The sequence below is a fragment of the Arthrobacter sp. StoSoilB20 genome, assembly GCF_019977295.1.
Lineage (GTDB): Bacteria > Actinomycetota > Actinomycetes > Actinomycetales > Micrococcaceae > Arthrobacter > Arthrobacter nicotinovorans_A.
Window position 1 is genome coordinate 3,468,094 of record NZ_AP024651.1, and the last position, 20,404, is coordinate 3,488,497.

Annotated in this window: 17 protein-coding genes and 2 tRNA genes; 5 read left to right on the forward strand and 14 right to left on the reverse strand. The window is 63.2% G+C overall.

Annotation, left to right across the window (positions count from 1 at the left end):
- The first annotated feature begins 2 nt into the window (after positions 1 to 2).
- From LDN85_RS15790 to LDN85_RS15800, 3 genes are all read left to right on the forward strand, one after another.
- Entirely contained in the window at positions 3 to 890 is an 888-nt protein-coding gene (locus tag LDN85_RS15790; protein ID WP_223943483.1) for an ABC transporter ATP-binding protein, read from the forward strand.
- Complete coding sequence (locus LDN85_RS15795) at positions 890 to 1,801, forward strand: ABC transporter permease (protein ID WP_223943484.1); 912 nt, start codon at positions 890 to 892, stop codon at positions 1,799 to 1,801. Before LDN85_RS15790 ends, LDN85_RS15795 begins: the two co-directional genes overlap by 1 nt.
- A gap of 87 nt (positions 1,802 to 1,888) precedes the next feature.
- Positions 1,889 to 2,821: a TauD/TfdA family dioxygenase gene (locus LDN85_RS15800; RefSeq protein WP_026539761.1), complete on the forward strand. Its 933-nt coding sequence runs from the start codon at positions 1,889 to 1,891 to the stop codon at positions 2,819 to 2,821.
- Between the two features lie 96 nt (positions 2,822 to 2,917).
- On the opposite strand, the gene LDN85_RS15805 is transcribed toward LDN85_RS15800, so the two are convergent.
- The 5 genes from LDN85_RS15805 to LDN85_RS15825 all read right to left on the reverse strand — a co-directional run bounded on the left by LDN85_RS15805 (position 2,918) and on the right by LDN85_RS15825 (position 8,882).
- Complete coding sequence (locus tag LDN85_RS15805; protein ID WP_223943485.1) at positions 2,918 to 3,877, reverse strand: aldo/keto reductase; 960 nt, start codon at positions 3,875 to 3,877, stop codon at positions 2,918 to 2,920.
- A 23-nt stretch (positions 3,878 to 3,900) separates the two neighbouring features.
- Positions 3,901 to 5,655 carry a glycoside hydrolase family 13 protein gene (locus LDN85_RS15810; RefSeq protein WP_223943486.1) on the reverse strand — a complete coding sequence of 585 codons (1,755 nt, stop codon included), beginning with the start codon at positions 5,653 to 5,655 and terminating at the stop codon, positions 3,901 to 3,903.
- Between the two features lie 76 nt (positions 5,656 to 5,731).
- Positions 5,732 to 6,607, reverse strand: coding sequence for a carbohydrate ABC transporter permease (locus tag LDN85_RS15815; RefSeq protein WP_091549877.1), 876 nt, complete (start codon positions 6,605 to 6,607; stop codon positions 5,732 to 5,734).
- The gene (locus LDN85_RS15820; protein WP_026539757.1) at positions 6,607 to 7,581 is read right to left on the reverse strand and encodes a sugar ABC transporter permease; all 975 of its coding nucleotides are present in this window, start codon (positions 7,579 to 7,581) and stop codon (positions 6,607 to 6,609) included. The genes LDN85_RS15815 and LDN85_RS15820 overlap by 1 nt, the downstream gene beginning before the upstream one ends.
- A 23-nt stretch (positions 7,582 to 7,604) precedes the next feature.
- Positions 7,605 to 8,882: an extracellular solute-binding protein gene (locus LDN85_RS15825; RefSeq protein ID WP_223943487.1), complete on the reverse strand. Its 1,278-nt coding sequence runs from the start codon at positions 8,880 to 8,882 to the stop codon at positions 7,605 to 7,607.
- 272 nt (positions 8,883 to 9,154) lie between these two features.
- Here LDN85_RS15825 and LDN85_RS15830 point away from each other — a divergent pair, with 272 nt between their 5' ends.
- Positions 9,155 to 10,387 carry an ROK family protein gene (locus tag LDN85_RS15830; RefSeq protein WP_223943488.1) on the forward strand — a complete coding sequence of 411 codons (1,233 nt, stop codon included), beginning with the start codon at positions 9,155 to 9,157 and terminating at the stop codon, positions 10,385 to 10,387.
- 69 nt (positions 10,388 to 10,456) lie between these two features.
- On the opposite strand, the gene LDN85_RS15835 is transcribed toward LDN85_RS15830, so the two are convergent.
- From LDN85_RS15835 to LDN85_RS15875, 9 genes are all read right to left on the reverse strand, one after another.
- Positions 10,457 to 12,028, reverse strand: a complete 1,572-nt coding sequence (locus tag LDN85_RS15835) for a Na+/H+ antiporter (protein WP_026539754.1) — start codon at positions 12,026 to 12,028, stop codon at positions 10,457 to 10,459.
- Positions 12,029 to 12,144: 116 nt separating this feature from the next.
- Positions 12,145 to 12,801, reverse strand: a complete 657-nt coding sequence (locus LDN85_RS15840; protein WP_026546330.1) for an NAD(P)-binding oxidoreductase — start codon at positions 12,799 to 12,801, stop codon at positions 12,145 to 12,147.
- 65 nt (positions 12,802 to 12,866) lie between these two features.
- Positions 12,867 to 12,940 (reverse strand) — tRNA-Met (locus LDN85_RS15845).
- 62 nt (positions 12,941 to 13,002) lie between these two features.
- Positions 13,003 to 13,074, reverse strand: a tRNA-Thr gene (locus tag LDN85_RS15850).
- 161 nt (positions 13,075 to 13,235) lie between these two features.
- On the reverse strand, positions 13,236 to 13,754 hold the full coding sequence (locus LDN85_RS15855; RefSeq protein ID WP_026539752.1) for a LysM domain-containing protein: 519 nt from the start codon (positions 13,752 to 13,754) through the stop codon (positions 13,236 to 13,238).
- 195 nt (positions 13,755 to 13,949) lie between these two features.
- On the reverse strand, positions 13,950 to 16,169 hold the full coding sequence (locus LDN85_RS15860; protein WP_026546331.1) for a DEAD/DEAH box helicase: 2,220 nt from the start codon (positions 16,167 to 16,169) through the stop codon (positions 13,950 to 13,952).
- Positions 16,170 to 16,560: 391 nt separating this feature from the next.
- The gene (locus tag LDN85_RS15865) at positions 16,561 to 17,214 is read right to left on the reverse strand and encodes an MOSC domain-containing protein (RefSeq protein ID WP_223943489.1); all 654 of its coding nucleotides are present in this window, start codon (positions 17,212 to 17,214) and stop codon (positions 16,561 to 16,563) included.
- Positions 17,215 to 17,274: 60 nt separating this feature from the next.
- A complete protein-coding gene (locus LDN85_RS15870) occupies positions 17,275 to 17,949 on the reverse strand; it encodes a response regulator (protein ID WP_223945476.1) in 675 nt (224 codons plus the stop codon).
- On the reverse strand, positions 17,946 to 19,460 hold the full coding sequence (locus LDN85_RS15875; protein ID WP_223943490.1) for an ATP-binding protein: 1,515 nt from the start codon (positions 19,458 to 19,460) through the stop codon (positions 17,946 to 17,948). The genes LDN85_RS15870 and LDN85_RS15875 overlap by 4 nt, the downstream gene beginning before the upstream one ends.
- Before the next feature lie 152 nt (positions 19,461 to 19,612).
- Between LDN85_RS15875 and LDN85_RS15880 the strand changes: the two genes are divergently transcribed.
- Positions 19,613 to 20,404 carry a Tat pathway signal protein gene (locus tag LDN85_RS15880; protein ID WP_223943491.1) on the forward strand — a complete coding sequence of 264 codons (792 nt, stop codon included), beginning with the start codon at positions 19,613 to 19,615 and terminating at the stop codon, positions 20,402 to 20,404.

Below are 20,404 nucleotides of genomic sequence, written 5' to 3' on the forward strand. Positions count from 1 at the left end.
CCATGACCGCGAAAATCAGCCTCCGGAACGTCACCAAGGAATTCACGGTCCGGGCCACCAAAACCACGAGTGCCACCCGCCTCACCGCCATCGACTCCCTGAGCCTGGATGTCCGCGAGGGTGAATTCCTCACCCTGGTAGGACCCAGCGGTTCGGGCAAGACCACTTTGCTGGACCTGCTGGCCGGTCTTTCAACACCGACCTCCGGCGAGGTGCTGGTGAATGGCAAACCGGTCACAGGACCGGGCAAGGACCGTGCGGTCGTTTTCCAGCAGTACGCGTTGTTCCCCTGGCGGACGGCATCGGCCAACGTTTCCATTGGCCTGGAAGGCGCAGGGCCGGACGGCAAGAAACTGAACCGCCGTGAACGGGCTGCGAAAGCCAGCGAATACCTGGCACTTGTAGGCCTGGCCGGTTTCGAGGACCGCTACCCGCACGAACTCTCCGGCGGGATGAAGCAACGCGTAGCCATCGCCCGGAGCCTGGCCTATGAGCCGGACGTCCTGCTGATGGACGAGCCGTTCGCCGCCCTGGACGCCCAGACCCGCGAGCAACTGCAGGACGAACTCCTCAGGATCTGGAAAACCACGGGCAAGACCATCGTCTTCATCACCCACGGGATCGATGAGGCCGTCTACCTCGGCGAGCGCGTTGCTGTCCTGAGCGCCAGGCCGGGCCGGCTCAAGGAAATCGTGGACATCAGAATCCCGGACCGTGACGGCGAGGAGGACATCCGTTCCAACCCCGCCTTCGTCAAACACCGCCACCAGGTCTGGACCCTTTTGCACGACGAAGTCCGACGTGCCCAGGACGCCGGCCACCGAAAAATCCTGCCGGACGGCAGTGCACCCGACGAGCCCGTAGCCACCCCGGAAAGGAGCGCGGCCTGATGACCACCACGCTCATTCAAAAAGAAGCCCCGCCCAAGACGGGTTCCCCGGCCGACCCAACGGCCGCCGTCGAATCTTCACCGCAGGATGGAGCCGAACGCACGACGCCGGCGCCCGGCAAAGTGCGACGCCTGGCCGCCGCGGCCGGTTCAGCCGCCTGGAAATCCGCAGCCGTCCTGGCGTTCCTGGCACTGTGGGAGCTTGGACCGACCTACTTGGCGAGTCCTTCCACCCGGGTGTTCCTGCCGCCGTTGCACGAGGTGCTGCTGGCCTGGGGCAAGCTCTTCGAAGCCGGCACAATCCAAGGGCACATCGCGGCCAGCCTCACCCGTTCGGTGGCTGGCTTCGGCGCGGCCCTGGTGGCGGGTGTCTCCCTGGGGCTGCTCATTGCCTGGTACGGGCGGCTGAACTCGGTCCTGAACCCCTTGCTGGAACTGTTCCGCAACACAGCTGCACTTGCACTGCTGCCGGTCTTCACGCTGTTGCTGGGAATCGGCGAGGAATCGAAGATCAGCATCGTGGCGTACGCCGCGTTCTTCCCGGTGCTGCTGAACACCATCGCCGGCGTGAAGACCGTGGATCCGCTACTGATCAGGGCAGCCCGTTCTTTGGGACTGAACAGCTTCAGGCTTTTCCAGAAGGTCATCCTGCCCTCTGCGGTTCCCACGATCTTCACCGGTATCCGGATGGCCGGCACGGCCTCCATCCTGGTGTTGATCGCCGCGGAAATGGTGGGAGCCAAGGCAGGGCTGGGTTATCTGATCGTCAACGCCCAAAGCAGCTTCCTCATCCCGGACATGTACGCCGGCATCCTTACGGTGTCCTTGCTGGGCCTCGGCGTGAACTTCCTGCTGGTGGCCCTTGAACGCCATTTCTCCCGCTGGCGCACTGCTGTTGGTGCTGCCTCCTAGAACCACCCCGCTTCTTGGAAGCAACCGGCTTCCTGGAACCAACCCGCGGCATCTGCCGCAACCGTCACAACAAGTAAGGAATGAACCATGACCGTCATTACCGAAACCAAACTCGGGTTCGCCAAGCTGGGCTCCCGCATCGGCGCCGAAATCCGTGGCCTGGATATCAGCGGAGACCTCAGTGAGGACACCGTCGCGCAGATCAGGGCCGCGCTCAACGAGCACAAGGCACTGGTGTTCCGGGAGGCCAACATCTTCAGTGACGAGGCCCAGGTGAAGTTCGCCTCGCACTTCGGGCCACTGACCAAAGCGCACCCCACGGTGGCCTCGGTGGAGGGCGAGGAAAATGTCCTGCCGGTTGACAGTGAGAACGGCTCGGCCAATAACTGGCATACGGACGTCACCTTCGTGGTGAACCCGCCGCAGGCTTCAACTCTGCGCAGCATCGATCTCCCTGCCTATGGCGGCGAGACGCTGATTGCTTCCTCGGCCGGCGCTTACCAGGACCTCCCGGAGGAGTTGCGGAGCTTCGCGGACAACCTGTGGGCCATCCACACCAACGACTACGACTACTCCGTCCCGAAGAACCTGGAGCACTCCAACGCCGAAGAGCGCCGCAAGGAGTTCACCCGCCTGAAGTTCGAGACCGCCCACCCCGTGGTGCGGGTCCACCCCCTGACCGGCGAGCGCGGATTGTTCATTGGGGGCTTCGCGCAGCGGCTCCGGATTGTGGGCTTGTCCAATACGGAATCAAAGGACATCATCCGCCTGCTGCAGGCGTACGTGACGCGTCCGGAGAACGTGGTCCGGGTGAACTGGGAGCCCAACCAGGTTGTCCTGTTCGATAACCGCATCACCCAGCACTACGCCCCGGACAACTACGACGGCCAGCCGCGCAAGCTCAACCGCGTGACCATTGCCGGGGACATCCCGGTGGGTATCGATGGCAAGCCCAGCCAGGCGTTGCAGGGTGATTCGAGCACCTACTCCGTGGTGGCTCCGATCAGCAGCGCATCGTAGCCATGTGTTGCTGTCCCCACCCAACTGAGTCGCAGTGAGCGCGTTTTCAGAGGCCATAACGCGCACAACTGCGACTCAGTTGGGTTAAAACCGGGGTTAGGGGATGTTGCTCCCCCGGGCTGCCACCCACAATCCGTACCACTGGGCACGGGTCATTGTGGCGGCAACTGAGGCGGCATCGGCGCATGCCTTGATGCGCCCGGGATTGGTAGTGCCGATCACCGGCGAGATGCCGGCGGGGTGCTTCATCAGCCAGCCCAGCAGCACTGACTCCGGCGTGGTGTTCTTCTCCCCCGCCAATTTTTCAAGCATCTCCGTGGCCGCCGACTCCGCAGGCGACAACTCCGCAGCCGGTGCACCCGTATATCGCCCCTGGGCCAGGGAACCATACGCCTGAAGTTCGATTCCTTGAGCCATGCAGTGTTCCAGGGTTCCGTGCGGGAAGCTGAACCCCAGCCCGTCTGCGTGGTTGACCAGCACAGTGCTCTCCAGCCAATCCCGGCGGAGCAGGCTCATTTCCAGCTGGTTCGCCACGATCGGGGTCTCCAACTGGTCCTGCAGGAACGCGATTTGCGCACCGGACATGTTGGACACGCCCAGTTGCCGCACCTTGCCTTCGGACATTAACTGCCCGACGGCGTCCGCCACCTCACGGGGGTCCATCAAGGGATCGGGCCGGTGCAGCAGCAGCACGTCCACGTAATCTGTCTGGAGTCGTTTGAGGCTCCCGTTGACCCGTTCCAGAATGGCTTCCCGGCTGAGGTCATAATGCGTCTGGAGTCCGCGCTCCCCCAGCCTGATTCCGCATTTGGTCTGCAGCTGGATCTTTTCCCGCAGACCTTGCGAACGGGCGAGGACTTCACCAAAGACGGCCTCGGACTTTCCACTGCGATAGATATCCGCATGGTCGAAAAGTCCAACACCAATCCCCTGTGCAGCTTCAACCACCGCAGCGGCCTGATCGATCTCCGCGGCGCCGTAGGATGTGCCGTCCCAGGGGCCGCCGAGTCCCATGCAGCCGTATATGAGGCGTCCCCGCCCGTTCGCATTCGTCATGGTTTCAGTATTGTCCTCAGCGCTTAGTCGCTGCTGACAATCCACGCGGTGGTATCTGAAGGCAGCTTGCCATCCTCCAGGGGTTCACTGGTTACCACTACGTCACCGTCAGGCAGTTCAACCGGTTCACTGCCGAAGTTGGTGACGGCGTGCCAGCCACCCGGGCGGCTGAAGTGCAGGACGTCCGGGTTCCCGGTTTCCACCCACTGAAGTTCCTCCGCTGTCTGGAGCTTGCTGCGCAGGTGCAGTGCCTTCTTATAGAGCTCCAGCGTGGAACCTTCCACGCCTTCCTGCGTGGATACTGCGTAATCCTTGAACCACTCCGGCTGGGGAAGATGCGCTTTGCCTGCACCGAAGCCGAAGGACGGGCCTTCTACGGTCCAGGGCAGCGGCACACGGCAACCATCGCGCCCGATCTCCACTCCCGGGTTGCGGAAGAAGGACGGGTCCTGGCGTTCTGAGTCCGGAATCTCCGCGACTTCACGCAGGCCGAGCTCTTCACCCTGGTAGAGGTAGGCAGAACCGGGGAGGGCAAGCAGCAACAGCGTCGCGGCGCGTGCACGACGCAAGCCAAGTTCGACGTCGAGCTCTTCGGCCGGTGCGCCGGCCAGCAACCAGCCCTTGCCGTCCTGGCCCTTGGGCTCGCCGCCGGTGATGTCCTGTGCAGCATTGGTTCCCTGGGCAACGGAACCACCCTTGGGCAGGCCGTAGCGGGTGGCATGGCGGACGACGTCGTGGTTGGAAAAGACCCAGGTGGACGATGCCCCTGACTCCTTGGCCGCCACCAGGTTGTCGGTGATGATCTTCCGGAAGGCGGCAGCGTCGTAGTCGGACTGCAGGAGGTCGAAGTTGAACGCCTGCCCCAGCCCTTCGGGGCTTGCATAGCGGGCACGGCGGGACTCATGGACCCAAGCCTCGGCGACGGCGGTGCGGGGCGGGTTGTACTCGTTGAAGAGTTTGCGCCACTCGGCATAGACCTCGTGCACTTCATCGCGATCCCAGAACGGGTGGGAACCGTCGGTGAAACCATCCGTGCCATGGGCTTTGGCTTCCAGATCCGCCTTCATGGGCAACGGCTCGGAAAGGTCCTTGGCCATGCCATGGGCTACGTCGATCCGGAAACCGTCAACGCCGCGGTCGGACCAGAATCGCAGGGTCTTCAGGAAGTCCTCACGAACCTCCGGGTTTTCCCAGTTGAAGTCCGGCTGCTCCTTGGCAAAGATGTGCATGTACCACTGTCCGGGCGTACCGTCGGGCTCGGTGATCCGGTCCCAGATGGGTCCACCGAAGACGGAGTCCCAGTCCGAGGGCGGCAGCTCACCGTTCTCTCCCCTTCCATCACGGAAGATGTAACGTTCACGGGCGGCCGATCCCTTGGGGGAAGCCAGCGCTTCCTTGAACCACTCATGGCGGTCCGAGGAGTGGTTGGGGACGATGTCCGCCACGATCTTGATACCCGCCGCATGCAGGGCCTCGACCATTTCGTCGAAGTCCTCAAGGGTTCCCAGCTTCGGATCCACGTTGCGGTAGTCATCGACGTCGTAGCCACCGTCAGCGAGCGCCGAGGGGTAGAACGGGCTCAGCCATACGGCGTCGATGCCGAGTTCCTTGAGGTAGGGAACCTTGGCAGTGATGCCCTTGATGTCTCCGAGTCCGTCCCCGTTGGCGTCGTGGAAGCTGCGGGGATAGATCTGGTAGACGGCGGCCTGGCGCCACCAATGTGGGTCGGTCATGCGGTCTGCTTCGGTACGGTGTGCCTGAGTGGCCGAGGTGCTCACGAAACTCCTTTGATTTAGTATCTAAATTTATATCCCGGACCAGTATGAAACGGCCGGACGTTGCAGGTCAACAGGCCTAACCCTTCACAGCGCCCTGGGTCACGCCTGCCATCACCCAACGCTGCGTGAACAGGTAGGCAATGATCGCCGGGGCCATCGCCATCAGGTAGGAGGCGAAGGACACGTGGTAATTGTTGCTGAACTGCGTTTGGAAAAGGTTCTGCCGCACGGGAAGCGTCTGCAGGGACGGATCGGAGATGATCAGCGAGGGCATCATGAAGTCGTTCCATGCATAGAGGAATGCGAAGATCCCCACCGTGGCACTCATCGGCGCAAGCAGCGGGAAGATCAGCTTCCAGAACGTCTGCCAGGTGGTGGCACCGTCGATCCTGGCACTTTCCTCCAGTTCCATCGGGATGGACCTCAGGAACGCGGTGAAGAGCAGCACGCTGAAGCTCAGCTGGAACATGGTGGCCAGCAGGATCACTCCCAACGGATTGTCCAGCCCCAGGCGGCCCGTGAGTTGAATCTGGGGCAGTGCCACCACCGGGAACGGAATAAACATCGCCCCCAGCAAATAGAAGAACGAGTACCGGAACAGGCGGCGTTCCCAGTTCCGTACGATCGCGTAGGAGGCAAATGCCGCCAGGATGATGGTGGCCAGCACCGTCCCCGCAGTCACAAGCAAGGACACGCCGGCACCCACAGGGAAGTTGGTCAGTGTCCAGGCCTGCACAAAGCCATCGAAGCTGATGGGGGCCGGGAACGAGAAAGCGTTGCCATCCACAGCCTGGCCCTGCGTCTTGAACGCCATGGAGACCGTGACGTAGAGGGGCAGAAGCACAGTCACCGCGCACAGGACCAGCACGGTGGTGGCCGGCCAGTTCACCCGCTCCATCGCAGAGCCGGATTTGCTTGAGGCTGGCTTAGTGGTCATCGATTCGTTGGTCATTACAGTGCATTCCGTCCACGGGTCAGCGAAAGCTGTACGAGAGAGATCACGATGGCCACCACGAAGAAGATCGTGGCGTTGGCCATCTGGTAGGCGTAGTCACCGCCGTTGAAGCCCGAGATGACAGTCATCGCGATGCTTCTGGTTGAGGTTCCCGGGCCTCCGTTTGTCAGCCCCACGATGATGTCGTAGGCATTGAGGAAGCCCTTGAACCCCAGAATGATATTGATGACCACGTAACCGGCCACCAACGGAAGAGTGATCTTCACCAATTGCTGGAATTTGCTCGCGCCATCAATTTCAGCGGCCTCGTAGACATCTCCAGGCACTGCCACAAGGCCCGCAATATAGATGAGCAGCGCGCCAGGCACAGCCTGCCAGGCCGTCACCAGCACAACTGCTACCCATGCAAAGTCCGGATTGGCCAGCAGGCTGCTTTCCAGCCAGGGGATCCCGGCCGCGGCACCGAGCGAGGGCAGCGAGTTGGAGAACAGGAAATTGAAGACGTAGGCGATGATGATGCCCGAGACCACCATGGGGATCACGAAGACCGTCCGCAACGCCGTCTTCATCCGGATTCGCGCAGTGAGACCCACAGCCAGCAGAAAAGCCACCAGATTGACGGCAATGACCGTAACGATCGAGAAGCCGAAGGTGAAGAGGTAGCTCTGCAGGATGGCGGGATCACTGAAGATCGCGATGTAGTTGGTCAGGCCTACGAAGTCCCAATCGCCAATGCCGATCGAGTTGGTGAAGCTGAAGAAGATTCCGATGATGCCCGGAACGGTGATGGCCAAAGTGAACAGGATCAGGCTGGGCAGCAGGAAGATGTAGAAGATGGGCTCGACCCGGCGCTTGCTGCCTCCCCGCCGGGGATTTGGGTGTGAGTGACCGCGCTTCCGGCTGCCGCGCTGTAGGCCCGCCTGGCGCGGGCCGCCCTGCCCGGGTGTCGTGGAGGTGGTGATGATGGACATGATGTTGACTCCCTGGTCCGGCACTACTGGCGGAACGCCAGGCGCGCCCAATCTGCGTCGAGTGTGCTGAGGGTGGTTTCCGGGTTCGCGCCGAACACAAGTGCTTGGGTGTAGTTCATGATCGGGATGGTGCGGGGCACCAACACCGATGGTCCCTGGTACACCTGGGCCGCGTCGTAGTACTGCACCATCCCCTCAATCCGGGGATCGGGGACTACGGCGGAGTCCTTGGTAGGGGTGAAACCCAACTGGGATTTGTTGTAGGCCTCGATGATTTCCGGCCGGTACAGGTACTCCAGGAAGTCCCGCGCCGCTTCCTTGTGTTTGGACGCCTCGGGTATCCAGGCCGCCAGGTCCACGTTCACGCGGACGCGCAGGTCCCGCGGGTCTTCTGTCATCGGCAGGGGAAAGGTTCCAAGCTCCAGGTCAGGGGCCGTTTTGGCGATCTCACTGAAGGCCCAGGGACCCTGCAGGTACATGGCGGCTTTGCCTTGGGAGAAAGCCAGGTTCCCGTCACCGTAGGCCCGGCTGGCAGCATCCTTGTTGACGTAGTTCTTCGCAAGGGTCAACATCTTCTCAACGGGCTGCTCAAAGTCCTTTAGGAACGAGACAGAAGACCCGGGGCCCACATCCGCGCCTTCGTCAGCGAGTTTGTCGAAGAAGTCCAAGGTGTCCATCTGGCCGCCCGCGGAGTAGTCGAACCATCCCTGTGCGATGGTCCAATCGTCCTTCCATGTGGCATAGAACGGCGTTACTCCCGCAGCTTTCAACTTCTCGCATGCCGCGATCAGTTCGCTCCAGGTGGTGGGCACCTTGATGTTGTTGGCTGCGAAGATCTCCTTGTTGTAGATCACCGAGGAGGCCATCACGGAGTACGGTAGGGCACTGGTCCGATCCTGGTAGGAACCGTACTGTTCCATCAGGGGTTTGAGGTCACCGCGGATGCGGGAGGCGGCATCCGTCCCGGACAAGTCACTCAACGCACCACGTTGAACAAAGCGGGACGTCTCCATGTTGTAGTTGGCAAGGGCGATATCCGGTGGATTGCCGCGAACGAAACTTGCGGAAACGACGTCGACGCCGGACGTGTCCAGTACCACTTTCGTCCCGCCTTGGGAGGCGTTGTAGTCGGCAACCAGTTTGGTCATGAAACCAATTGCTTCCCGCTTGCTGAACGTGAAACGGATTGTTTCCCTGCCCGATTCGTGTTCGTGGGACGAGGCCCCGGAACAGCCGGAGAGGAGACCGGCTATGAGTGCCAGCCCCGTTCCCATCACCGCGAAGTGTTTCCTGCGTGTCATCTTCACCGACACCGTAGCCCTTTCGTCTTGCGGACCTCAGTGGCCGCTATGACATCGCGCGGCACTCCTGAACAGCACCGCGGGAAGTTTAGATAGGACGTAAATTTATGACCTATCGCTAACCATGGTGAGTGATGGGCGCCACAGGGTCAAGCTTCTGCCGATATTTGACGTCATTTGCCGAGATGCCCGGTCTCTCTAAATTTATGCACTAAATTTAGAGAGACCGCTCTATCAGACAGATCGAGCGGCTGGGAAAGTGGGAGCGCCGAATGCAGACCGGGACGGCACCGTCAACACAACTGGTACGCAGAGTGAACGCCAGCGCAATGCTCAAGGCAATGCGGGGAGCCGGAGTCCTTACCGGCACGGAACTGATGGACAGCACCGGGCTCTCGCGCGCCACGGTCATCTCAATCTGCGACGAACTGGTCCGCCTGGGATGGCTTCAGGAGCTCGAAAACCAGCGGGGCGCCGGCGACTACGTCAAGGGCAGGCCGGCCCGGCGCTTCATCTTCGACGACAGCGCAGCCAGTGTCCTGGGGATCGACATTGGCGCGCACAAGATCACGGCGATTGTGGCCGACATGGCAGGGACCCCACTCTCCCAGGTCACAATGCCTTTCCGCACCTACAACGTCCCAGCCAAGGAACGCGCCGACGTACTGGACAGGATCGCCGCTGATGCTTTGGAGAAAGCAGGGGTCTCCGCCGACACCGTTCTTGCCGTTTCCGCGGGAGTGGCCGCCCCTGTCAGCCGCGAGGGAGAGGTGCTCACGGTCCAGGAATTCTGGAAATCCTTCGACGTCCGCAGGATCGTCTCCGAGCGGCATGGCTGGCATGTGCTCCTGGAAAATGACGCCAACCTCGCTGCCCTCGCAGAACGCTGGCTGGGCACAGCCCAAGGAGTGGACAACCTCGTGGTCATGCTCGCCGGGGACCGATTGGGAGCCGGAATCCTCGAATCCGGCCGGCTGCTCCATGGCCAGCTCGGTGGCTTTGGAGAACTTGGCTACCTGGACAACGTTGACGGCGTGGGCGACACCTACGGGATAGCCCACTATGCAGTCCTCTGGGGCCAGGAAGCCATGGGCTCAGCCTCAACCTCCAAGCTGCGGGAACTCTGTGGCAATGATCCTGAAGCGCTGACAGCAGAGATGGTGTTCAATGCCGCAGCCGACGGTGACACCGCCGCCCTGGACACCCTCGAACGCCTGGCGCATCGCATGGCCCGGGCAGTCGGCTCGATCAGCACCTTGGTCAACCCCGACCTGGTGGTGATCGCAGGCGCCGTCGCGGCCTCCGCCCATGCCCTGATCCCCGGCATGGAAAAGCAATTGCCGGACTTCACCTTCACTCCACCGCGCCTTGCCACCTCCACCCTGGGCGAGGGCATCGTCTCGCTGGGAGCGGTACGTCACGCCCTGGACTACGTGGAAGACCACGCTTTGGACCTCTACCCCGCTTCATTGCCCCAGCACGCGGCAGCGGCGAGTCAGGTGTAGGCCTGCCCCCGGTACAAGCCTGCTCCCGGTATAGGCGTCCCCCCGGTATAGACCCGCCCCGGCCCAGGCCTACTCCGGCATAGACATCGTCCGCAGGTCCAGTTGCCTGAGCACGCGGTCTGCCACTTCCGGATCAGTACCCAGCTCGTTCCGGGCAGCCACCACTTCCTGGCGGGCAGCATCCAACGCGATGGTCTGCACTGCGATGGAGAGCTCCCGTCCGCGCTTCCGCTTCTCGGCAACCGACTCGTTCTGCAGCGTGCCGTCCAGGAGCTCGGCATGGAGCCGGCGCATCTTCTCCTTGACCAGCGCCACCTTCTCTGCCGGGAGTTCTTTCATCAGGTCGTGGTCCTTCAGCGCCGCCACGGCCGCGGACTGGGCCCGTTTGGCCAGGACCTTTGCAGCATCCTGCTCGTGTGAACCGTCTTCGGTAGCTTTCAGTACCCGCATGAGCCACGGAAGGGTCAGGCCTGGGAGCACCAGCGTGGCCAGCAGGACGGCGCAGGCAATGACCAGGATCTCGTGCCGCGCGGGGAATTCGCTGCCGTCAGGCAATGTCAGGGGCAAAGCCAACGCCAAGGCGAGGGTAGCCAGGCCGCGCATGCCGCACCAGGTCAGGATCAGCACTTCCTTGGGGGACGTGGGCTGCAGGAGGTTCCTGCGCCTGCGGGCCGTCAAGGCAAGCAGGCCAAGCCAGAGGAAGCGGACCACGAATACCAGGATGCAGATGATCACAGCCATGCCGATCATCCCGAAGATCGCCGTCCCCTCGTCCCGGATGACGTGGCGGATCTCGAGCCCCACCAAGCCGAAGGCCAGCCCGGTGGCCAGCAGTTCCACGACGTCCCAGAACGCTGTCCTGGTGACGCGCTCGGCGGCGTCCTGCGGACGCGCATGGCGCTGGAGTTCCAGGGCAGTCACGACGACGGCCACCACACCTGAGGCGTGAAGCTCTTCGGCCAGGATGTAAGCCGCGAACGGCACCACCAAGGTGACGGCGCTGCGGGCCACCATGGACGTCACCAGCTTGGTGATGACCTTGGTCAGCCAACCCATCGCGATGCCGATCAGGACGGCCAAAGCGGCTCCGATGACAAACTGCGGGATGACCTCGGGGCCCACTTCCTTCCCGGATACGGTGGCTGCCACGGCCGCCTGGAAAATGACGATTGCCGCGGCGTCGTTGAAGAGCCCCTCACTCTGGAGGACGGTGGTGAGCCGGCGCGGCATGTGCACGCGGCCTGCCACTGACTCGACGGCCACGGGGTCAGGAGGTGCCACCATGGCGCCCAGGGCAATCGCCGCCGGGATACCGATGCCCGGAATCATGAGCCAGGCGGCACCGGCGACTACAGCAGTGGACACAACCACGAGGGCTACGGCCAGCAGCAGCAGCGTCCGCCACCTGACCCGGAACACAGCCCAGGAACTCTTCTGGGCAGTGGCAAACAAGAGCGGCGGAAGGAAGATCGGCAGGATCAGCTCGGGCGAGATTTCAAACTCGGGAAAGCCCGGGATGAAGGTGAGCGCAACAGCCAGCAGGAGCATCAGGACCGGATACGGCAGCCTGAGCCGGTCCCCCAGGCCCACTGCCACCACCGTCGCAAGCAGCAACCCGACAATGAGCGCCAACTGATCCATATTCCTGCTTCCCCAGACGTTGTAAGGCCCTCCCCCGGGCGAAGCCGAAAAAGTTCCCTACAAACATATCCCGCCGGTGCGGACAGTCCACGCGGGGTGGCGGCTCCAGGGCCGGGTCAGCCTTCGGTGAGGGCATCCACAACGTCGTTGCTTCCATCCTTGAACGCGATGGTCCGGTGGATGGTGCCGGGAAGTTCCAGGACTGCCGCGGTCACCAAAGCAACGTTGGCCCGGGAGGTCTGAGTGCCGTTGCCGGGGTTCTCCGGGTCAGTCTGGATCAGGCCTGTGGCGGGCTCGTCGGTGAGGGTTCCCGGGCCCAGGACGGTCCAGTCGAGGTCGGTGGCGCGCAGGTAGTCATCCGCGGCCGCTTTGGCCTCCGCGTAGGCAAAGAACGGGTTGTCCGCGGGGACTCCGTGGTCCTTTGCGGCGCCGATGTAGGACACCATCACGTACCGCTGGACCCCGGCCGTGGCTGCCGCGTCCATCGAGCGGATGGCCGCGTCCCGATCCACGGCGTACGTCCTGTCCGGATTGCCCCCGCCGGCTCCTGCGGACCAGACCACGGCGTCCTGGCCCTCGAACGCCTGGGCGAGTTCCGCCGTCGTCGAGTTTTCCACGTCCAGCACCTGGGCGTTGGCGCCGGTTTCGGTGACATCGGCCACATGGTCGGGATTTCGGATGAACGACGTGACTTCGTGACCTTCGCCACTGAGGATGCGGGACAGATGCAGGGCCACTTTCCCGTGGCCACCAATAATTGCGATTCGGCTCATGGACCCATTCTGTCCCACGGAACGAAAAAAGACCCCGCAGGCGAAAGCTGCGGGGTCTTGCTCTGTAGCGGTGGGGAGGCTCGATCTCCCGACCTCACGATTATGAGTCGTGCGCTCTAACCAACTGAGCTACACCGCCACGAATGAGAAAAACCTGTGCCAAGCCGGTCAAAAACCGCCTTGACACAGGCCCTCATTCAGAGCCCCCCACCGGAATCGATCCGGTGACCTCGTTCTTACCAAGAACGCGCTCTACCACTGAGCTAGGGGGGCAACGAGTAAATACTCTACCGGACGTTTTCAGAAGCTACAAATCGGCGAAAGAACGCGGAAAATCAGCGCCGACACAATTTGCGAAGACGAGGTTTTGTTGATCTATTTTTCGCGCCTTTGGTAGTGCCGCTGCACCTGCCACGGCTCTTTGATTGCTCCAGTCAGGGCAGTCGCAACACCTGCCCCGGGTAGATCCGGTCCGGGTTGGGAACGGTGTCGGCGTTGGTGGCAATCAGCGCTCCGAGATCCACCCCGAACTGCGCCGCGATCCCGCTCATGGTGTCTCCCTGCTCCACAACCACCTCCGTGACGCGTGGAGCCACCGGCCCCTGCTGTCCGGCCCCTGCTGCGGCTTCTGCGGCTGCTTCCTGCGCCTGCGGCTGGACTTCCGGGGCCTCGGGCTCCAAGCCCTCCTGACGCGCCTCCTGGGCTGCTGCGGCATTCGCTGCCGCCTGTTGTTCAGCAGCTTGGGCTGCGGCAGCCTCCGCAGCCTCCCGGTCCGCGGTTGAAACCTCGACGGCGGCAGCATCCTCGGCGGCCTGGTTCACGGCCGTTTGGGCTGCTGCATCCTCCCCTGCCGTTTCGGGGGCAACGGGCGCAGCGTGCTCCCTGTGATCCTTTTCACCTGGCTGCTTTCCGCCGAATCCCAGGTTCTTCTTCACGTTGTCCAGCAATCCCATGGAGCATCCTCCTGCGTTCTGCGTATGTTCAGCCGTGACTCGATCGTACGGCGGAGCACCGTCCCATGGAACCCGGAAACAGGGCTTAAACGCGTCAGGGGGCCGGCTCGAAAGCCGGCCCCCTGATGGGAACTACTGGGTGATGATCACCAAGAAAGTGTTTACCACTTGGAGGTGTTTACCACTTGGAAGTGTTTACCACTTGCCCTTGCGGTTGAAATCGCGGTGTCCGCCTTCGCCGCCACTGCGGGGCTTGCGGGCGCCGTCACCGTGACCGCCGAAGCGGGAGCCGCTGGCCTGGCCACGGTCGCGGTCGCCGAAGCTGCCTGCCGTGCGCTCAGAGCGGTCGCTGTACGAGCGGCCACCACGGTCAGCGGAGGTACGCTCGCCGCCTTCGGACTTGCGGAAGTCCTTCTTGAAGCCGCCGTTGCCCTTGAAGTTGCCGCCGCCACGGTTCTCGCGGTCGCCATAGCCGCCACGTCCACCGCCGCCGCCACCTTGGTAGCTGCCACGGTCGCCGCTGGGCTTGCGTCCGTTGTCCAGTTCGAGGTGGATCAACTCGCCACCGATGCGGGTGCGGGACAGTGCACGCAACTGCTCGGGGCTGAGGTCTGCCGGAAGCTCCACCAGGGAGTGGTCCGAGCGGATGTCGATCCCGCCGATCTGTGCGGAGGAAATGCCGCCTTCGTTGGCAATGGCGCCCACGATGGAACCCGGCATGACGCGCTGGCGGCGTCCGACGGCGATCCTGTAGGTGGCATTGCCCTCGGTGAGTGCGCGGGTCGGGCCACGGGAGCCGAAGCCGTCCTTGGAGCGCTCACGCTTCTGGTACTCGGGAGCTGCAGGCAGTTCCTTGACCAGCAAGGGCTGTCCACCCTGCGCCATGACGGCCAGGGCAGCAGCGATCTCAGCTGCCGGAACGTTGTGCTCTTCCTCGTAGGAGGAGATGAGGTCGCGGAACGCTGCTACATCCTCGGACGCGAGGGTCTCGGTGATGCGCTCGGCGAACTTGCCCAGGCGCAGCGTGTTCACGGTCTCGGCGGTGGGCAGGTGCATCTGCTCCACCGGCTGGCGGGTTGCCTTCTCGATGGAACGCAGCAGGTACTTCTCGCGCGGCGTCATGAAGAGGATGGCGTCACCGGAACGGCCTGCACGGCCGGTGCGGCCGATGCGGTGCACGTAGGACTCGGTGTCGTGCGGGATGTCGTAGTTGATGACGTGGCTGATGCGCTCAACGTCAAGGCCACGGGCAGCGACGTCGGTGGCCACGAGGATGTCGATGCGGCCTTCCTTCAGCGCGTCAACAGTGCGCTCGCGCTGCTGCTGCGGGATGTCGCCGTTGATGGCGGCAGCCTGGAAACCGCGGGACTTCAGCTTGTCGGCGAGGTCCTCGGTAGCCATCTTGGTGCGCACGAAGGCGATGACGCCGTCGAACTCTTCAACCTCGAGGATGCGGGTCAGTGCGTCCAGCTTGTGCGGGCCCATGACCTGGAGGTAACGCTGCTTGGTGTTGGCACCCGTAGTGGTCTTGGACTTCACGGAGATTTCAGCAGGGTTGTTCAGGTACTGCTTGGACATGCGGCGGATCTGGCCCGGCATGGTGGCAGAGAACAGGGCAACCTGGCGGCTCTCCGGGGTCTGCTGGAAGATCTGCTCAACGTCATCGGCAAAGCCCATGCGCAGCATCTCGTCGGCTTCATCCAGCACCAGGTACTGGAGTTCGGAGAGGTCCAGGGAACCCTTGGCGATGTGGTCGATCACACGGCCCGGGGTACCGACAACAACCTGTGCACCGCGGCGCAGGCCGGCAAGCTGCGGGCCGTAAGCCGAGCCACCGTAGACGGGAAGGACGGTGAAGTCGTCTATGTGCTTGGCGTAGGAGGTGAACGCCTCGGCAACCTGGAGGGCGAGTTCACGCGTCGGGGCCAGGACCAGTGCCTGGGTCTTGCGTGAGGGGCCGTTGAGGTCATGGAGTTCGGCCAGGCGGGACAGGGCAGGAACAGCGAATGCTGCGGTCTTGCCGGTACCGGTCTGGGCGAGGCCGACGACGTCGCGGCCTTCCAGGAGCAGCGGAATGGTGGCTGCCTGGATGGGGGACGGCTTCTCGTAGCCGACATCCTGCAGGGCGGCCAGGACGCGGCCATCAATGCCAAGATCGACGAAGCGGACGCCTTCTTCTTCCTCGTCTTCTGCCTTGGGGGCAGCAGGCTCGGTTGCTTCTGCCTTGGCGGCAGGAGCTTCAGTGAAGGCAGGAGCTTCAGTGAAAGTGGGGGCTGCGGACTCAGGTGCAGCGTTCTCGACGGGGGCAGCGGCAGCAGCCGGTGCTTCAGCTTCGGCGGTAGTCTCTGCTGCAACAGCGGACTCTGCGGACTCAGTGGTCTGGGCGTCGAAGTTTTCGTTGAGATTTTCGGTCATAGGGGGAAATTCCTCATCCATAGGGCAGTCGGCGCGGCCCGGTTGGGCTTGGCCGCATTACTCGTCGCGAAAACAGGCAAAGTGCCCTGCTTTCGCAAGAAGTCCGGCGCTATCGCAATCCCATGGCAGGACTTCCCGCTGCATCTCTTGGCTGCTATCCCAGCAGTCTGTACAGCGTTTTCTTTAGCCGGCTCTCCCTATGAAAATGCCCGCACACAATTGCGGGCCCCAACACTTACCAGTCCTGCCTCAAGAATTGGGCAGGAGAAAGGGATTTCCGGAGTGGGGGATGTTTCAAGTGTAGGGCACAGGTGCCTGTCACCGCGACTCCAGAGTCCGCGAATTCCTGGTGAGCTTGTTCACACACACCCTGGCGGCCATCCATGCGGCCCTAGAGTCCGTTCCTCCGGAGTACTTTTTCAAAGACCGGGTGGTAGTCCTCCTGCAAACGGATTTCCCCGTCAGCCTCGGCGTCCAACAGGATCTGCACCAGTTCAGGATCAGGTTCGCTGAACCATTGGCCAACGGTGATGCCGTGCTTGGGAACGAACGTACGGTGGATATGGTCCCCGGCAGAAATGGTTCCGGTCCTAATCACCCTCAGGTACGTGCCGACCCGGCCCGCCTGCGTGAACCGCTTCACCCACTGCGGCTCGTCCAGTACCCGTTGGAAGGTAGCGCAGGGCACGCGCGGGGACGTGACCTCAACCTCCACGTCCAGGCCGATCTTCCACCGTTCACCGATCACGGCGCCGGTGGCCTCGATGCCGGACACCCGCAGGTTCTCGCCAAAGAGGCCTGCCGGTACTTCCCGCTGCAGTTCGGCTGCCCAGAAGTCCGCATCCGCCTGGGAGTAGGCGTACAGTGCCTGGTCTTCGCCGCCGTGGTCCACCCGGTTGGCTTGGACGTCACCGTGCAGCCCCAGCTTGTGGACCTTGACCGGCCCTTCCACCGGACGCTTGTCCATGGCCGTGACTCCCACGTTGCCGGTATCAGGCAGCAGCTGGTGGACACGGCAGACGGCCAGGAGGGAAGCAGCGTTCATGGCAACAGTCTACGGACGGTCCCAAGCCAAAGTGCGGGTTTTCGGTTCAGGGATCAAAGTTCAGGGATCAAAACGGTAGCCCATGCCGGCTTCGGTGTGCAGATGGCGTGGCTCTGAAGGATCGCGCTCCAGCTTCCGGCGCAACTGGGCAATGTAGACCCGCAGGTATTGGGTTTCCTTGGCATAGGCCTGCCCCCAAACCTGCGTGAGGATTTGCTGCTGGCTCACCAGCTTCCCCTTGTTGCGGACCAGGAGCTCCAGGATGTTCCATTCCGTGGGCGTCAACCGGACTTCCGCGCCGTCCTTGACGATTTTCCTGCCGGCCAAATCCACCATGAAATCGGCGGTGGCCAGCGTTGGTTCTTCCTGGCCCGTGACCACACGGCGTGAGGCCACCCGGAGCCTGGCCAGCAGCTCATCCAAACCGAAGGGCTTGGTCACGTAGTCGTCCGCACCGGCGTCGAGCGCTTCGACCTTGTCCTCGGAGGCGTGCCTGGCGGAAAGCACAATGATGGGCATGCTGCTCCACCCGCGAATGCGGCGGATGATCTCCACGCCGTCCATATCCGGCAGCCCAAGGTCCAGCACCACGATCTCCACGGGTTGCTTGGCGACAGCCTGCAGGGCCTCGGCGCCGCTCCCCACGGACAACGCCTGGTAGCCATGGGCCTGGAGGGTGATCTGCATGGCGCGGGCAATCCGGGCCTCGTCCTCAACGATCAGCACCAGCGTCATTGCGGGCCACCGGTCCACAGCGGAAGCGTGACCACCATGGTCAAGCCGCCACCCGGCGTCGGCTCGGCATCGAGCCTGCCGCCCATGGCCTCACAGAACCCCTTGGCCACGGCCAGTCCCAAGCCGATCCCGCCGCCGCTGCTTTGCCCTGGTCCCCCGGAGTCGCCGAAGCGCTGGAACGGCTGGAACATGGTGAGGACGTCTTCCCGGCCCACTCCCCTGCCATGATCAACGATCCGCAGTTCACCGGCCGGCCTGTCTCCCACGGTAATTCCGGCGCCGGTTCTAGCCGTCAGGACCACATCCGAGTCCGGCGCGTACTTTACGGCGTTCTCCACGATGTTGGCCACCACGCGCTCCAGCATGCCCGCATCGGCCTGGACCGGGGGAAGATTGGGCGGAAGTTCATTGCGGAGATGCCGTGCTGGAACTCCGCGCAACGCCTGCGGCAGTACCTCGGCCCAGACGATGCCGCCCAGCAGCGGATTCACCGCATCAGCGGTGATCCGGGACATGTCCAGGAGATTGTCCACCAGGTGGTCAAGGCGGTCCGCATAGTCCTCGATGGTCTCCAACAGCTCCCGCTCCACGTCCGGAGGAAAATCCACGTCCTCCTGCCGCAGGCTGCTGACGGCGAGCTTGATGCCGGCCAGGGGTGTCCGCAGGTCATGGGACACCGCCCGCAGGATCGATGTCCGCATCTTGTTGCCCTCGGACAGCCGGACGTTGTCCCGGCGGCTCTTCACCAACTGCTGCCGCTCCCGGACAGCCACCACCAAGGCACCGAACGCTGCCAGCAGCCGCTGGCGTTGCGGGGACAACGCTCCCCCGCGCAGCAACAGCGTGTACTGGGGATCAACGACGGCGGCATGATCGGCCGCGGCATGGGTCACCGGCGGATTCGGGCCGGCGCTGGCCAGGACCTGCGAGACCGGAGATGCACCCGGAAGGGAGGGCGCCCCCGCTGCTGCAGTGCCCAACAGCGTCACCGCTTCCATCCCGAGGTTGGCCCTGACCTTCTCCAGGAACGTTTCCAGGCTTCCGTCCGAACTCAGGATCCGCAGGGCCAACCCGCTCAAGGCAGTGGCTTCGGCTTCCGAACGCGCCGCTTCCTGCGCGCGCCTGGTAGCCAGGCCCACGGCAAGTGCAACGCCACAGGCCACCGCAAGGAAGACCACCAATGTGAACAACGTCGTGGGATCGGCAATGGACAATGAGCCCACCGGATCGGCAGAGAAATAGTTGAGCAGGAAGCTGCCCAGGACGGCGGCCACCACGGCCGGCCACAACCCGCCGATCGCGGCAACAGCAACCGCCACGGCAAGTTGGAGCAGCATGATCATGGAAAAGTTGCGGAAGCCAAAGACCGTCACCAGAATTTCGACGGCGGGCGGCAGCAGCAATGCCAGCACCAGGCCGGCGATGACCCGGTTCCGGCCAATGCCGTGCACCGGCGGGAGCCGAAGCAACACGCCGTCGTCGCCGTTGCTCTCCGCAGTTGGTGCCGCCATGGCTCCATCCTTACACGCTTGCCACAATGGGGAGTTGTCCCCAATTACGTCTGTCAGCCGTGCCTGCGCCGCCTGCAAGGACTAGGCTTGCTCTGAGCATTCTGGTCCGGCGTGGCGCCGGGCACATCAACGGTCTATCCAGGGGGATATATATGGGCCCGAAAGACAGCCCTGACGCATCCGGCAATAATGGCGGCAGCAGGGACAACAACCCGGACTTTGGAGCGGGCAACAATCCGCCCAAGCCCCCACCCTGGCAGGTGCCCAAACCCGACCTCCACCCGGAGCTGTTCACCCCCGTCCAGGACGGCGGACAAGGGGGAAACCAGCAACCCAGCCAAGCGGGCAATCAGCAGGGCAACCAGCAGGGCAACCAACAGGGCAACCAGCCGCCTACCCGCCAGGGCAAGGCTGCGAAGAACAAGAAGGTGCCTGCGGGAGCCCCCTCCGGCGCAGCACCCCGGCCAGGCCAACCCCAGCCGGGCCAGCCACTGCCAGTAGTGGATCCCTTCGCCCGGGAACGCGAACGCGGCGAGGCCGAGGCTGCCAAGAAGAAGAAGCGCTCGCAGCGTCGTACCGTAGTGGTCGGCCTCGGCGTGACAGCGCTGCTGGCCGGAACCATCACCGCAATCGTTGCCAGCAACGAGCAGGAAGCTGACTACGCGCAGGTTTGTTTCAATGAGGAAACCGGCGAGCGCGTTGACGACAACCAGTGTGACAACAGCAGCTCGGCAGGCCGAAGCTCCGGTGTCTACGCCTGGTACTTCTACTCCCGGGGCGCCAGCGTGCCTGCTGTGGGGCAGAACCGCACCGCCTACCCCAGTTACACCAAGAACGTTCCCACAGGAGCCAAGTCCTCCACGGGCTACAGCACCAAGGGCGGCACGGTCAGCCGCGGCGGCTTTGGCAGCAGTTCCAAAAGCGGCGGAAGCTCGGGAGGCTAG